This is a genomic window from Cellulomonas gilvus ATCC 13127 (assembly GCF_000218545.1).
GTDB lineage: Bacteria > Actinomycetota > Actinomycetes > Actinomycetales > Cellulomonadaceae > Cellulomonas > Cellulomonas gilvus.
Genome location: NC_015671.1, coordinates 2404573 through 2419300 on the forward strand (window position 1 = coordinate 2404573; position 14728 = coordinate 2419300).

The window sequence follows — 14728 nt, forward strand, 5'->3', positions numbered from 1 at the left end:
CCGGACGTGCGCGCAAGGCCCTGTCCACGCGGGTGCGCAGCACCTGTCGCGGTGCGCGTGGAATGATCGGGCGGGCCCGTGACCCGGGCCACCACCCACCGCGTGAAGGAGCCTTCGTGCCCGCCGAGAACCTCACCCGAGCCGAGGCGCGGGAGCGCGCCGCGACCGTCGCGACCCAGTCGTACGACGTCACGCTGGACCTGACCACCGGTCCCACGACGTTCACGTCCCGGACCGTCCTGCGGTTCACCGCGACGCCCGGTGCGAGCACGTTCGTCGACCTCATCGCCCCCGCGGTCCACGAGATCACGCTCAACGGCCGCACGCTCGACCCCGCGCAGGTGTTCGCCGACTCGCGCATCGCGCTGAGCGACCTGGCCGAGTCCAACGAGCTCGTCGTCGTGGCCGAGTGCGCGTACATGAACACGGGCGAGGGTCTGCACCGGTTCGTCGACCCCGTCGACGACGAGGTGTACCTGTACTCGCAGTTCGAGGTCGCCGACTCGCGCCGCGTGTTCGCGGTGTTCGAGCAGCCCGACCTCAAGGCCGAGTTCACGTTCACCGTGACCGCGCCCGCGCACTGGGTGGTCGTGTCGAACTACCCGCAGGTGGGCGAGCCCGTCCCGGTCGAGGGCGGGGTCAACCGCAACGGCGGACGCGACCAGGGCACCTCGACGTGGACGTTCGAGACGACGCCGCGGCTCTCGCCGTACGTGACCGCCGTGGTCGCGGGTCCGTACCACCACGAGCACGGCACGCTGACCAGCAGCGACGGCCGCGAGATCCCGCTCGGCGTGTACTGCCGCGGCTCGCTCGCGCAGTACCTGGACACCGACGAGATCCTCGACGTCACGCGCCGGGGCTTCGCGTTCTTCGAGGAGCGGTTCGACCAGCCGTACCCGTTCGCCAAGTACGACCAGCTGTTCGTGCCCGAGTTCAACGCGGGCGCCATGGAGAACGCGGGCTGCGTGACGTTCGTCGAGTCGTACGTCTTCCGGTCCAAGGTGCCCGAGGCCACGGTCGAGCGCCGCGCGGTGACGATCCTGCACGAGCTCGCGCACATGTGGTTCGGCGACCTGGTCACCATGCGCTGGTGGGACGACCTGTGGCTCAACGAGTCCTTCGCGGAGTACGCCTCGACGCTCGCGGCGGCCGAGGCCACGCGCTGGACCAGCTCGTGGACCACGTTCTCCTCGCTCGAGAAGTCGTGGGCCTACCGCCAGGACCAGCTGCCGAGCACACACCCGATCGTCGCGGACATGACCGACCTCGAGGACGTCGAGGTCAACTTCGACGGCATCACGTACGCCAAGGGTGCGAGCGTGCTCAAGCAGCTCGTCGCATGGGTGGGCCAGGACGAGTTCTTCGCGGGCGTGCGCGCCTACTTCGCGCGGCACGCGTGGGGCAACACCGAGCTGCGCGACCTGCTCACGGAGCTCGAGGCGACCTCGGGCCGCGACCTGACGCCGTGGTCGGCGCTGTGGCTCGAGCGTGCGGGCGTCACGCTCCTGCGCCCGCTCGTCGATGTGGACGACGAGGGCGTCATCACGTCGTTCACGATCCGCCAGGAGGTGCCCGACGAGCACCCGGTGCAGCGGCCGCACCGCCTCGCGGTCGGCGGGTACGACCTGGTGGACGGCCGCCTGGTGCGGACCGTGCACGTCGAGCTCGACGCGGACGGGGAGAGCACCGACGTGCCCGAGCTGGTCGGCACGCGCCGTCCGCTGCTGCTGCTGGTCAACGACGACGACCTGGCCTACGCGAAGATCCGCCTGGACGAGGACTCGACGGCCGCCGCGATCGAGCACCTCTCGGCGTTCGACGACTCGCTGCCCCGCACGCTCATCTGGGCGGCGACGTGGGACGCGACGCGCGACGGCGAGCAGCCGGGCCGCGACTACGTCGACCTGATCCTGGGCAACATCGCGCACGAGACCGACTCGACCGTCGTGCTCGTGCTGCTGCGCCAGCTCACCACGACGCTCGACCTGTACGTGGCGCCCGAGCACCGGCGGGACGCGGCCGTCGCCGCGGCCGACCGCCTGCTCGAGCTCGCCCGGGGTGCCGCGGCCGGCTCCGACCTGCAGCTGCAGCTGCTCAAGGGCTTCGCCGCGCGTGCGACGACGCCCGAGCAGCTGGCCGTGGTCGCGGACGTGCTCGACGAGCGCGAGGTCCTGCCGGGCCTCGAGATGGACACCGACCTGCGCTGGGAGCTGCTCGCGGCGCTGGTCGCGGGCGGCCGGGCCGACGAGACGCACATCGCGGCGCAGCTGGCCACCGACGCCACCGCGACCGGCGAGCGTGCCGCCGCTCTCGCGCGCGCGGCTGTCCCCACCCCGGAGGCGAAGCAGGCGGCCTGGGCCGCGGTGCTCGACGGCGACCTGCCCAACGCGATCCAGGCGGCCACGATCGCGGGCCTGGTGCGCGTGCAGGACCGCGCGCTGCTCACGCCGTTCGTCGCGCCGTACTTCGACGCGCTGACGCGGGTCTGGGCGGACAAGACCAACGAGATCGCGCAGAACATCGTGGTCGGTCTGTACCCGACGCTCCTCGCGGACGCCCCCGAGGTCGACCTGCTGGGCGCGACCGACGCGTGGCTCGCCGCGCACCCCGACGCGGCGCCCGCGCTGCGCCGCCTGGTGGTCGAGTCCCGCGACGGCGTGCGCCGCGCGATCGCCGCGCAGCAGGCCGACCGGCTGCGCGACTGACGAGCCGGGCCGGGACCCGTCCGCGCTGCGGATGCGGTCCCGGCCCCGGTCCTCGTCCTGCCGCGGCCCGCGGAGGGCTGCTCAGCCGCGCAGCACCGCGGCCAGGCTGCGCAGGCGCGCGTTGGTGAACAGGTCGTCCAGCAGGACCACCTGCCCGACCGAGTCGGCGAGCGGCACCTTCCAGTTCGGGTACTCCTGGTCCGTGCCCGGCTGGTTCTGCGCGCGGCGCTCCCCCACGGCGTCCGCGAGCGCGACGCCGACGAGCACCGCCGGCGTGGCGAGCACGTACCGGTGCATCGCCTCGACCACCTCGCGCTCGGACGGGTCCGGCCCGACGAGCCCGCGCGCCCGCAGCGCGCCGATCATCCGCTCCCGCTCCGCGTCGGCCTGCGCCCGGACCACCGCGAGCGGCTCGGTGAGCAGGCCCAGCCGCTCCCGGATCGCGACGTGCTCACCCGCGAGGTACCCGGCGGTCGGCGGCAGGTCGTGCGTCGTGACCGTGGCCAGCACCAGCGGGCGGTAGTCCTCGGGCGGCAGCGGCTGCCCGTCCGCACCGTTCTCGAACCACAGCACCGACGTGCCGAGGATGCCGCGCTCGGACAGGTAGCCCCGCACCCACGGCTCGACCGTGCCCAGGTCCTCGCCGATCACGACCGCGCCCGCGCGGTGCGCCTCGAGCGCGAGGATGCCGACGAGCGCCTCGTGGTCGTAGCGGACGTAGGCACCCTCGTCGGCGCCCGCACCCTTGGGGATCCACCACAGGCGGAACAGCCCGAGGACGTGGTCGATGCGGATCGCACCCGCGTGGCGCAGCACGGTGCGCAGCATGTCCCGGTACGGCGCGTACGCCGCGCGGGCCAGCGCGTCCGGGCGCCAGGGCGGCTGCGACCAGTTCTGGCCCTGCTGGTTGTACATGTCGGGCGGTGCACCCACCTCGGCGCCGCGGGCCAGCACGTCGCCCAGCGACCAGGCGTCCGCACCCGCGGGGTGCACGCCCACGGCCAGGTCGTGCATGATCCCGATCGACATGCCGCCGGCGCGCGCGGCCGCCTGCGCGGCCCCGAGCTGCTCGTCGGCCACCCACTGCAGCCACGTGTGGAACGCGACCCGGTCCGCGAGCAGCGCAGCCTCGACCGCGACCGCGGGCGAGGCCGGGTCGGCCAGCTCGGGCGGGATGGTCTCGGAGCCGTACTTCTCGGCCAGCGCGCACCACAGCGCGAACGTGCGCAGCCCCGGGCCCTGCTCCTGGACGAACGCGTCGAACGCTGCCTGCCGTGCGGCCGACCGCTCGTGCGCGAAGATCACGTCGAGCGCGGCGCGCTTGGCGTTCCACGCGGCGTCGCGGTCGATCGGGCCCGCGTCGAGGTTGAGCCCGGTGACCGACTCGGCCGACCACTCGACCAGCGCGCGGTCCGCCGCGGTGAGGTAGGCCGCCTCCGGCACCGCCTCGGGGCGCACGTACAGCGGGTTGACGAAGCGCCGCGTGGTGGGCAGGTACGGCGAGGGCGTGAGCGGCGCGGCGGGCTCGGCGGCGTGCAGCGGGTTGATGAGCAGGAAGTCCGCGCCCGCCTCGTGCGCCGCGAGCCACCCCAGGTCGGCGAGGTCGGCCAGGTCGCCCACGCCCCACGAGCGCCGCGAGCGCACCGAGTACAGCTGCGCCATGTAGCCCCACGCGCGCCGGCCCTGCAGCGGGGCCGGCAGCTCGAGCCGGTCGGGCGTCACGACGACGACCGCGCGCGCGTCCCCGCTCGGTCCCGACGCGTGGATCTCGTGCCAGCCGAGCGGGAGGTCGTCCGGCAGCGCGAACGTCGCACGGCCGACCAGCCGGCCGTCGACCGTGCGTGGCTCGACGTACACGTCCGCCTGGTGCAGGTCGCGCCGCCCGCCGCCGACCTCGGGGTCGAGCTGCAACCACACGTGCACCGGGTCGCCGTGCGTCACGTGCACGGGCACGTCCTGGCTCCGCCCCGACCGCACGACGACGACGGGCGGCAGCGTGCGGCGCCACGGCATGTCGTCGATGTGTGCCAGCGCGAGATCGATGCGCTCGGGCGAGGAGGCGTCCACGCCGAGCGCCGCGAGCACCGCCCGCAGCGTCCCGGCGGATGCGCGGCGCAGCTCGCCGTGGAACCCCCAGTGGTCCGGGACCACGCCGTGCGCGGCGGCGAGGCGCAGCAACGCCTCCGAGGGAGCCTGCGAGTCGTCCACCACGGGTCGATCCTGCCAGAGGAGACCGTGCACGGGCACAGCGAACGTCCCGACGCGCGGTCCGGGAGGGTCCGTGCGGGCCCCCGCGACCCCGTCCCGCGGTGGCACGTCGTAGCCTTGCGCACCATGACGGCAGCCTCGTCGCAGTCCCCGGCGCCCGCGACCGCCACCGCCCGCTACCCCGACGCCCACCGTCTCGACCTGGTCGAGGACCTGCACGGACGCCGCGTCGCGGACCCCTACCGCTGGCTCGAGGACGAGGCGGACCCCGCGACCGCGCGGTGGTCGCGCGCGCAGGACGACGCGTACGCGGCCTACCTGGCCGCCGCACCGGCCACGGGCCCGTTCTCGCCCGCGACGCTGACGCCCCGGCTGCGCACGCTGCTCGGCGCGGGGTTCGTCGGTGCCCCCGCGTGGCGGGGTGAGCGCCGGTTCTTCTCGCGGCGTGCGGGCGACCAGGAGCATGCGGTGGTCGTCGTGGTCGAGCCCGACGGCGCGGGCGGCGAGCGCGAGCGCGTGCTCGTGGACCCGATGCTGCTCGATCCCGCGGGCACCACGACGCTCGACGCGTGGCAGCCGTCCAAGGAGGGCACGCTGCTGGCGTACCAGACCTCCACGGGCGGCACCGAGGAGTCGGTGCTCCGCGTGCTCGACGTCGCCACGGGTGACGTGGTCGACGGGCCGGTCGACCGGGCGCGGTACTCGCCCGTCGCGTGGCTGCCGGGTGGTGAGGCGTTCTTCTACGTGCGCCGCCTGGCGCCCGAGCTGCTCCCGGCCGACGAGGCGCAGTACCACCGCCGGGTCTGGCTGCACCGCGTCGGTACCTCGCCCGAGCGGGACGTCGAGGTGTTCGGCGCCGGGCGTCCGATCACGAGCTACTACGGCGTCTCGGTCTCGCGCGACGGCCGCTGGCTGGTGGTCTCGGCGTCCGAGGGCACGGCGCCGCGCACCGACGTCTGGATCGCGGACCTCGCGGGCGGCGCGCTCGACGCACCGGCGTTCGCCGAGGTCGCGGTCGGGCTGGACGCCGAGACGGGCGTGTGGGTCGGGCGCGACGGCCTGCTGTACGTGCACACCGACCTCGACGCGCCGCGGGGCAGGCTCGCGGTGACCGACCCGCGCACGCCGGGGGTCGGTCACTGGCGCACGCTGCTCGACCAGGACGACGAGGCGGTCCTCGAGGACGTCGCGTTCACGGACGGTGGCGGGACCGGCACCACGCCGCAGCTGCTGCTCGCGTCCTGGCGCCGGCACGCCGTCTCGGAGATCACGGTGCACGACCCCGCCACGGGACAGCGACTGCCGGGTGCGGCGGGATCCGTGCCGCTGCCTGGGCTCGGCTCGACGTCGGGCCTGGTCACGCGCCCCGACGGCGGCCCCGAGGTCTGGTTCTCCTACACCGATCACACGAGCGTGCCGACCGTGCTGCGGTTCGACGCCACCACGCGCGAGGTCACACCGTGGGCGGCACCACCCGGTGCGGTGCCGGACGTGCCCGACGTGCGCGTGCGGCACCTCGAGGTCGCGTCGTCCGACGGCACCACGGTGCGCGCGTTCGTCGTCGCGCGTGCGGACCTGCTGGACGCCGCGGGCGACCCGCTGCGCCCGTGCCCGACGATCCTGTACGGCTACGGCGGCTTCCAGATCTCGCTCGAGCCCGGGTTCTCGGCGACGACCCTGGCCTGGGTCGAGGCGGGCGGCGTGTACGTGGTCGCGAACCTGCGCGGCGGCGGCGAGGAGGGTGAGGACTGGCACCGGGCCGGGATGCGGGGGGCCAAGCAGAACGTCTTCGACGACTTCCACGCGGTCGGTGACGCGCTGGTCGCGGGTGGCTGGACGACACCCGCGCAGCTCGCGTGCTGGGGCGGGTCCAACGGCGGCCTGCTGGTGGGTGCCGCGGTCACGCAGCGACCTGACCTGTTCGCGGCGGCCGTGTGCTCCGCGCCGCTGCTGGACATGGTCCGCTACCAGCGGTTCGGGCTGGGCGTCACGTGGACCGAGGAGTACGGCGACGCGGACGTCCCCGCCGAGCTGGACTGGCTGCTGGCGTACTCGCCGTACCACCGCGTCGCACCCGGGACCGCCTACCCCGCGACGCTGTTCACGGTGTTCGACGGCGACACGCGCGTCGACCCGCTGCACGCGCGCAAGCTCGCCGCGGCGCTCCAGCACGCCACGTCCGCCGACCTGCAGGACCGCCCGGTGCTGCTGCGCCGCGAGACGGGTGTGGGGCACGGGGGGCGCGCGCTGTCCCGGACGATCGGGCTGACCGTCGAGCAGCTGCAGTTCGTGGCGCGCCAGACCGGCCTGGCGGGGGCCGGCGCATGACCGGGCTGCACGCGGCGCCCGCGCCCGACCCGACGACGACCGCTCCCCCGCTCGTCCCGCAGGACCCGGCCTCGGTGTCCTCGTGGTGGGACTGGGTGCTCGGCGTCCCGCTGCAGATCGCGGTGATCGTGGTCGCGAGCGCGCTGGTGCTCGCGCTGCTGCGCACCGCGATCCGCCGGGTCACCGAGCACATCGCCGACGGCACCCCGGTGATCCAGCGCGGCGTGCTGCGTCCTCTCGGCGAGTCCGCGGTCGCCTCGACGCTGCTGCGCACCGACCCGCTGGCCACCGCGCGCCGCAAGCAGCGCGCGCGCACGCTGGGCTCGGTGCTGCGCTCGTCGGCCACGGTCCTGGTCGGTGGGATCGCGGCGTTCCTGGTGCTCGACGCGCTGGGCGTGAACATCGCCCCCTTCATCGCGTCCGCGGGGATCGTCGGCGTCGCGCTGGGCTTCGGTGCGCAGAGCCTGGTCAAGGACTTCCTCACGGGCACGTTCATGATGCTCGAGGACCAGTACGGCGTGGGCGACGTGGTCGACGTGGGCCCTGCGACGGGGACCGTGGAGGCGGTCACGCTGCGCGTCACCAAGGTGCGCGACGGGGACGGCACGCTCTGGTACGTGCCGAACGGATCGATGCTGCGCGTCGGCAACAAGACGCAGGGCTGGTCCACCGCGGTGGTCGAGCTCGACGTCGACTACTTCGCGGACCTCGACCACGTGCAGCGGCTGCTCCTGCGTGCGGCCGAGCAGGTCGGCGCGGACCCCGAGCTCGCCGACGCGATCCTGGGCAGCCCGACCGTCACGGGCATCGAACGGCTCACCGCGGAGGCGATCACGCTGCGGCTCCAGCTGCGCACCGCACCCGCCGTGCAGTGGGAGGTCGCGCGCGCGCTGCGGATCGCCGCGCGCCGGACGCTCGAGGAGGCCGGCGTGCCGCTCGCGGGTCAGCGCGACGCGCTGACCGCGCACCTCGAGGCGCGCGAGCCGGCCGACCCCGCCGGCCCGGTCACCGCGGAGGAGTCCGACGAGCCGGCGGACGGCGCCGGACCCGACGGCGCACCACCCGCGGACCCGCACGACACCCCGGTCGACGAGGCGCTGCGCGCACCACGGCAGGACCCGCCCGCCGCGGGGCCGTCGGCCGGCCGCGCCGGCTGAGCGGGCCTCAGCCCCAGGTCAGCAGCGGGTCGCCGGCCGCCACGTGCGCGCCGGCGGCCGCGTCCAGCGTGACCGCGCCCGCGTCCGCCTGCAGCGCGACCACGGGGCACACCGTCGGCATGCCGGAGGCCGCCACGTCGACGGGTGACCACGTCACCATCCGCTGACCCGCGCGGACCGTGTCACCGCGCTGCACGTGCAGCGTGAAGCCCAGGCCCGCGAGCCGCACGGTGTCGATGCCCAGGTGGACCAGGACCGAGCGGCCCTCGTCGACCTCGATCGCGAACGCGTGCGGGTGCAGGGCGCCCACCACGCCGTCGCACGGTGCGACCGCGTCGAGCAGACCCACGTGGTCGGGCTCGATCGCGACACCGGGACCGACGATCTCCTGGGCGAACACCGGGTCGGGGACCTGGCCGATCGCGCGGACCGTGCCGGGCACGGGCGCGAGGACGCGCAGCGCGCTCATGGTCGGCGGGACGTCGGGCGGGTCAGCGCAGCGAGTCGAGCTCGGCGGCCAGGTTGTCGGCCTCCGGGCCGACGATCACCTGGACGATGCGGCCCGAGCGGACCACGCCGAACGCGCCGGAGGCCTTGAGCGCGGCCTCGTCGACCAGCTGGGCGTCGCTGACCTCGACCCGCAGGCGCGTGATGCACGGCTCCAGGTCGACGACGTTCGCGTCTCCACCCAGCGCGGCGAGGATCTGCTCTGCCTTGCTCAATGCCACTCCTCGGGGGTCCTGCGGGGTCGCCCTGCCCACGTGCTGCGCTGCGGACCGGGGGCACGGCCGACCAGCCGTACCGGCCCAGCCTAACCCTCCCGCGCCGCCCCGCCCCGCGTGTCCGGTTGGCCTGGCGGCGGCCGCGCGGCAAGACTGCGTGGCACAGCCGACGAGGAGGACGCCGCACGTGAGCCCCACCCAGCCCCCCACGGTGGTGCACGGGCTCGGGGTGAGCCCCGGGCGGGTCGCCGCGCCCGTCGTGCTCATGCCGGAGCCGGTCGCCAAGCCCCCGTCGGGGCGCCGTCTGCCGCCCGGTGCCGATCAGCGCGCCGCCGCTGACCGGATCGCCGCCGCGTCGCAGCGCGTGCGCGAGGACCTGGACGCCGCTGCCGACCGTGCGACCGGTGACGCCGCCGACGTGCTGCACGCGACCGCCGCGATCGCCGCCGACCCCACGCTCGTGGCGGACGCCGTGCAGCGCGTCATGACCGACCACCTGGTCCCCGAGCGCGCGGTGTGGGAGGCGGCGGAGGCCGTCGCCGAGCAGTTCGCGGCGCTGGGCGGGCTGTTCGCCGAGCGCACGCGGGACATCGCGGACGTGCGGGACCGCCTGGTCGCCGACCTCACGGGCCGCCCGGCGCCGGGTGTGCCCGACCGGCCCGAGCCGTTCGTGCTCGTGGCCGCTGACCTGGCACCCGCGGTCGTCGCGACGCTGGACACCACACGCGTCCTGGCGATCGCCACCGCGGCGGGCGGTCCCACCGCGCACACCGCGATCCTCGCGCGCGCACGCGGCATCCCCGCGGTCGTCGCCGCCCGCGGCCTGGACCTCGCGGTCGCCGACGGCGACGTGGTCATCGTCGACGGCGGCGCGGGCACGGTCGTCGTGCACCCCGACGACGAGCAGGTCGCGGCCGCCCGTGCGCGGCAGGCGACCGCCCGCACGTTCGACGGCGACGGCCGGACGAGCGACGGGCACCGCGTCGAGCTGCTCGCCAACGTGGGCGACCCGTCCGAGGCCGCGGCGGCCGCGGCGGCCGGTGCGCAGGGCGTGGGCCTGTTCCGCACCGAGTTCGGCTTCCTGGACCGCGACGAGGCGCCGAGCATCGACGAGCAGGTGGCCGCCTACCGTCGCGTGTTCGAGCAGTTCACGGGCCGCAAGGTGGTGATCCGCACGCTCGACGCGGGCGCCGACAAGCCCATGCCGTTCCTCGCGAGCGACTTCGAGGCCAACCCCGCGCTGGGCGTGCGGGGCCTGCGCACGGCCGTGCAGCACGCCGACGTGCTCGAGGACCAGCTGACCGCGATCGCCCGCGCCGCGCAGGGGCAGGACACGACCGTCTGGGTCATGGCACCGATGGTGTCCACCGTCGAGGAGGCCGAGGACTTCGTCGCGCGGTGCGCGCGGCACGGCCTGCCGGACGCGGGCGTCATGGTCGAGGTGCCGAGCGCCGCGCTCGTGGCCGACCGGATCCTCGCGCACGCGACGTTCGCGAGCGTCGGCACCAACGACCTGACGCAGTACGCCATGGCGGCGGACCGCATGCTCGGCTCGGTCGCGCACCTGTCGGACGCGTGGCACCCCGCGGTGCTGCGGCTCGTCGCCGAGACGTGCCGGGGCGGCGCGACGCAGGGCCGACCGGTCGGCGTGTGCGGTGAGGCCGCCGCGGTCCCCGCGCTCGCCGTGGTGCTCGTCGGGCTCGGCGTCGCGTCGCTGTCGATGACCCCGCGCGCCCTCGCCGACGTCGCCGCGGTCCTCGCCGCGACGTCCTACGACGAGTGCGTCCGGCTCGCGCAGCTCGCGCTCGCGGCGTCGTCGGCGGCCGATGCGCGGGCGACCGTGCGCGCCGCGCTCCCGGTGCTGGCCGAGCTCGGGCTGTGACGCGGACGGCCCCCGGGACCGTGTGAGGATGAGCCGGTGAGATCCGACTCGTTCTACACGGCGGTCGGCGGGCACGACACGTTCGTCGCGCTCGTCGACAGGTTCTACGAGGGCGTCGCCACCGACCCCGTGCTCAAGCCGATGTACCCCGAGGAGGACCTGGGCCCCGCCGCGCAGCGCCTCACGCTGTTCCTCGAGCAGTACTGGGGCGGGCCCACCACGTACTCCGACGAGCGCGGCCACCCGCGCCTACGGATGCGGCACGCGCCGTACAAGGTCAACCCGGACGCGCGCGACCGCTGGCTGCTGCACATGCGCACCGCGCTCGACTCGCTCGACCTCGCGCCCCTGCACAAGGCCGAGCTGTGGGACTACCTGGAGCGCGCCGCGCACTCGATGCTCAACACGTTCGAGGACTGACGCGCGGGATGTCGCACGTCACGTCCGCGCGGCACGGGTCGCGTGCGGCGGACGTGAGATTCTGCCGGTCATGACCACTGCGCCGGACCCGATGGCGCCCGTGCTGGGCGCGCTGCAGCTCGAGAGCGACCCGCACGAGGCCGACGTCTTCCGGGGCAGGAGCCTGCCCCAGCCCAGCGGGCGCGTGTTCGGCGGCCAGGTGCTCGCGCAGGCGCTGCTCGCGGCCGGAGCGACGGTCGAGCCGGACCGCCTGCCCCACTCGCTGCACGGGTACTTCCTGCGCGCGGGCGTGATCGACGAGCCGATCACGTTCGCCGTCGAGCGGCTGCGCGACGGGCGCTCGTTCACCGCGCGCCGCACGCACGCGCTGCAGGGCGGTGCGCCCATCCTGTCGATGATCGCGTCCTTCCAGGCCGAGCAGGAGGGCCTGGCGTACGCCGACGAGATGCCGCACGACGTGCCCGCACCCGAGGACCTGCGCTCGGCGTTCGACGTGCTCGGGCCGATCGACCACCCCGTCGCGAAGTTCTGGACGCAGGAGGCGGCGTTCGACGTCCGGCACGTCGAGGGTCCGCTGTACCTGGGCCCCGCCGCCGAGCGCACCGGGCGGCAGATGGTCTGGTTCAAGGCGCTCTCGCCGCTGCCCGACGACGGCCTGCTGCACCGCGCGCTGCTGGCCTACGCGTGCGACCAGGTGATGCTCGAGCCCGTGCTGCGGCGCTCGGGTGAGTCGTGGGTCAGCCGCGGGATGTCGATCGCGAGCCTGGACCACGCGATGTGGTGGCACCGGGACGTGCGCGTCGACGAGTGGCTGCTCTACGTGCAGTCGACGCCGAGCGCGCAGGGGGGCCGCGGGCTCGGCGCCGCACGGGTCTTCACCCGGTCCGGCGAGCTGGTCGCCTCGATTGCCCAGGAAGGCATGATTCGTCTGCCCTGACCTGCGGTCTTGGCGCGCGGAAACGGTCCGCGTCCAGCATGCTCAGCACCATGTCCACCCGCGTGTCCCGCCGCTCCGCGCTCACCCGCGCCCTGCTCGTCGCCGTCGCCCTGGTCGCGTGGCTCGCGATCGGCTCGCTGGGGGGTGTGGCCCAGGGCAAGCTGTCTCAGGTCCAGACGAACGACGCGGCGGCGTTCCTGCCGTCGTCGGCCGAGTCCACGCTCGCGGCCGAGGCCGGGCGGGACTTCGTCGAGACGCCCACGCTGCCCGCGCTGGTGGTGCTCACGCCCGAGGGCGGCGGCGCGGTGACCGAGGCGCAGGTGGGGCAGGTCACGCAGGTCGCGCAGGCCGTTCCGGCCGCCCCGGTCGCGGGCACCGACCAGACCTGGGCGGAGTACCTCACCGCCGAGCCCGTGGTGACGCCGTCGCAGGACGGCGAGGCGTTGCTGGTGGTGTTCTCGCTCGACGCGGAGGCCGCCGAGACGCTGATCGGCGCCGGTGAGGAGTCGGTCACGGAGTCGTTCGTCACCGAGCTGCGGCAGGTCTTCCTGGACGAGCTGGGCGCGAGCGCGGACGCCGCGGGTGAGGCGGGCCTGCAGGCGTGGGTCACCGGCCCCGCGGGCTTCGTCGCGGACCTGGTCACGGCGTTCGGCGGCATCGACGGGATCCTGCTGCTGGTCGCGCTCGGCGCGGTGCTGCTCATCCTCGTCGTCATCTACCGCTCGCCCCTGCTGCCGCTCGCGGTCATCCTCACCGCGGTGTTCGGGCTGTGCCTGGCCGGCCTGGTGGTCTACCACCTGGCCGACTCGGGCACGCTCGTGCTCAACGGGCAGTCCCAGGGCATCCTGTCCATCCTCGTGGTGGGCGCGAGCGTGGACTACGCGCTGCTGCTGGTGGCGCGCTACCGCGAGGAGCTGCGCCACACCGCGCACCCCGCGGACGCGATGCGCCGGGCCTGGCGCGCGTGCCTCGAGCCGATCGGCGCGTCCGCGGGCACCGTCATCGCGGGCGTGCTGTGCCTGCTGCTGTCCGAGCTGGGGTCCAACCGCTCGCTCGGTCCCGTCGCCGCGATCGGCATCGCGTCCGCGCTCCTCGCCGCGATGACGCTGCTGCCGGCGCTCCTGCTGATCGGCGGGCGGCGCTCGCGGTTCTACTTCTGGCCGCGCGTGCCCCGTCCGGCCGCCGCGGCGACCGAGGGTTCCACGCACGGCTCGCACGCCGCCGCGGTGCCGGACCCGGCCGAGGCCACCGGGCTGTGGGGGCGGCTCGCGCGGTGGGTGGCCCGCCGCGCGCGTGCGGTGTGGGTGGTCACGGCCGTGGTCCTGCTGGGCTTCGCGGCGTTCCTGCCCACGTTCCAGGCCTCGGGCACCAGCGAGACCGACGTGTTCCGCACACCCGTCGACTCGGTCGCGGGCGAGGAGGTGCTCGCGGCCCACTTCCCCGCGGGCGCGGTCCAGCCCGTCACCGTCGTCGTGCCGCAGGCGGACGCGTCCGCGGCGCAGGAGGCCGCCGAGGGCGTCGACGGCGTCGACTCCGTGCGCGTGTTCACGGGTGCACCGGCGGGCGCGCCCGGCGCAGACGACGCACCGCCGGTCGTCGTGGACGGCACGGTGCGGCTCGACGTCACGACGAGCGCGCCGTCGGACTCGGTCGCGGCCCAGGACGTGGTCCGCGACGTCCGCACCGCGGTGCACGCGGTCGCACCCGACGCGCTCGTCGGCGGCCCCGCGGCCGAGCAGGTGGACACGATCGACGCCGCGCAGCGGGACCTGCGCGTGATCGTCCCGCTGGTGCTCCTGGTCATCATGGTGATCCTCATGCTGCTGCTGCGGTCCGTGCTCGCGGCCGTGGTGCTGCTGGTGGCCAACGTGCTCTCGTTCGCCGCGACGCTGGGCGTCGCCGCGATCCTGTTCGACGGGCCGTTCGGGTTCCCGGGCTCCGACCCGACCGTGCCGCTGTTCGCGTTCGTCTTCCTGGTCGCGCTCGGCGTCGACTACTCGATCTTCCTCATGACGCGCGTGCGGGAGGAGTCGCTGCAGGTCGGCACGCGGCGCGGCGTGGTGCGCGGGCTCGCGGTCACGGGTGGCGTGATCACGTCCGCGGGCATCGTGCTCGCAACCACGTTCGCGGCGCTCGCGGTGATCCCGCTGCTGTTCCTGGTGCAGCTCGCGTTCCTGGTGGCGTTCGGCGTGCTGCTCGACACGTTCGTCGTGCGCAGCCTGCTGGTCCCGGCCGTGGTGCACGACCTGGGCGACCGGGCCTGGTGGCCGTCACGCGTGGGCGACCGCGCGGGGACGGCACACCAGCCCGCGCACGCGGGTGCCGCGTCCGGTCCCTCGTCGGGCGGCACCGCCGGCGGCGAGTGA

At 75.0% G+C, this 14728-nt stretch carries 10 protein-coding genes; 7 read left to right on the forward strand and 3 right to left on the reverse strand.

What is annotated here, in order from left to right; translation table 11 throughout:
- The first annotated feature begins 116 nt into the window (after positions 1-116).
- Positions 117-2708, forward strand: a complete 2592-nt coding sequence (gene pepN, locus CELGI_RS11100) for an aminopeptidase N (RefSeq protein ID WP_013884218.1) — start codon at positions 117-119, stop codon at positions 2706-2708.
- Positions 2709-2789: 81 nt separating this feature from the next.
- Here the strand turns inward: pepN and malQ are convergent, their stop codons facing one another.
- Entirely contained in the window at positions 2790-4919 is a 2130-nt protein-coding gene (malQ, locus tag CELGI_RS11105) for a 4-alpha-glucanotransferase (protein ID WP_013884219.1), read from the reverse strand.
- A 123-nt stretch (positions 4920-5042) separates the two neighbouring features.
- On the opposite strand from malQ, the gene CELGI_RS11110 reads away from it, so the two are divergent.
- Positions 5043-7244 (forward strand): prolyl oligopeptidase family serine peptidase, encoded by a 2202-nt coding sequence (locus CELGI_RS11110; RefSeq protein ID WP_013884220.1) that lies wholly within the window; start codon positions 5043-5045, stop codon positions 7242-7244.
- A complete protein-coding gene (locus CELGI_RS11115) occupies positions 7241-8401 on the forward strand; it encodes a mechanosensitive ion channel family protein (protein WP_013884221.1) in 1161 nt (386 codons plus the stop codon). The genes CELGI_RS11110 and CELGI_RS11115 overlap by 4 nt, the downstream gene beginning before the upstream one ends.
- 7 nt (positions 8402-8408) lie before the next feature.
- Here the strand turns inward: CELGI_RS11115 and CELGI_RS11120 are convergent, their stop codons facing one another.
- A complete protein-coding gene (locus CELGI_RS11120) occupies positions 8409-8870 on the reverse strand; it encodes a PTS sugar transporter subunit IIA (protein ID WP_013884222.1) in 462 nt (153 codons plus the stop codon).
- Positions 8871-8892: 22 nt separating this feature from the next.
- Positions 8893-9123, reverse strand: coding sequence for a glucose PTS transporter subunit EIIB (locus CELGI_RS11125; RefSeq protein WP_041574184.1), 231 nt, complete (start codon positions 9121-9123; stop codon positions 8893-8895).
- 187 nt (positions 9124-9310) lie between these two features.
- Here CELGI_RS11125 and ptsP point away from each other — a divergent pair, with 187 nt between their 5' ends.
- The 4 genes from ptsP (at position 9311) to CELGI_RS11145 (ending at position 14728) form a co-directional block, all read left to right on the forward strand.
- The gene (gene ptsP / locus CELGI_RS11130; protein WP_013884224.1) at positions 9311-11005 is read left to right on the forward strand and encodes a phosphoenolpyruvate--protein phosphotransferase; all 1695 of its coding nucleotides are present in this window, start codon (positions 9311-9313) and stop codon (positions 11003-11005) included.
- A 36-nt stretch (positions 11006-11041) separates the two neighbouring features.
- Positions 11042-11425 carry a globin gene (locus CELGI_RS11135; RefSeq protein ID WP_013884225.1) on the forward strand — a complete coding sequence of 128 codons (384 nt, stop codon included), beginning with the start codon at positions 11042-11044 and terminating at the stop codon, positions 11423-11425.
- Positions 11426-11495: 70 nt separating this feature from the next.
- A complete protein-coding gene (locus CELGI_RS11140) occupies positions 11496-12362 on the forward strand; it encodes an acyl-CoA thioesterase (protein ID WP_013884226.1) in 867 nt (288 codons plus the stop codon).
- A gap of 50 nt (positions 12363-12412) precedes the next feature.
- On the forward strand, positions 12413-14728 hold the full coding sequence (locus CELGI_RS11145) for an MMPL family transporter (RefSeq protein WP_245528091.1): 2316 nt from the start codon (positions 12413-12415) through the stop codon (positions 14726-14728).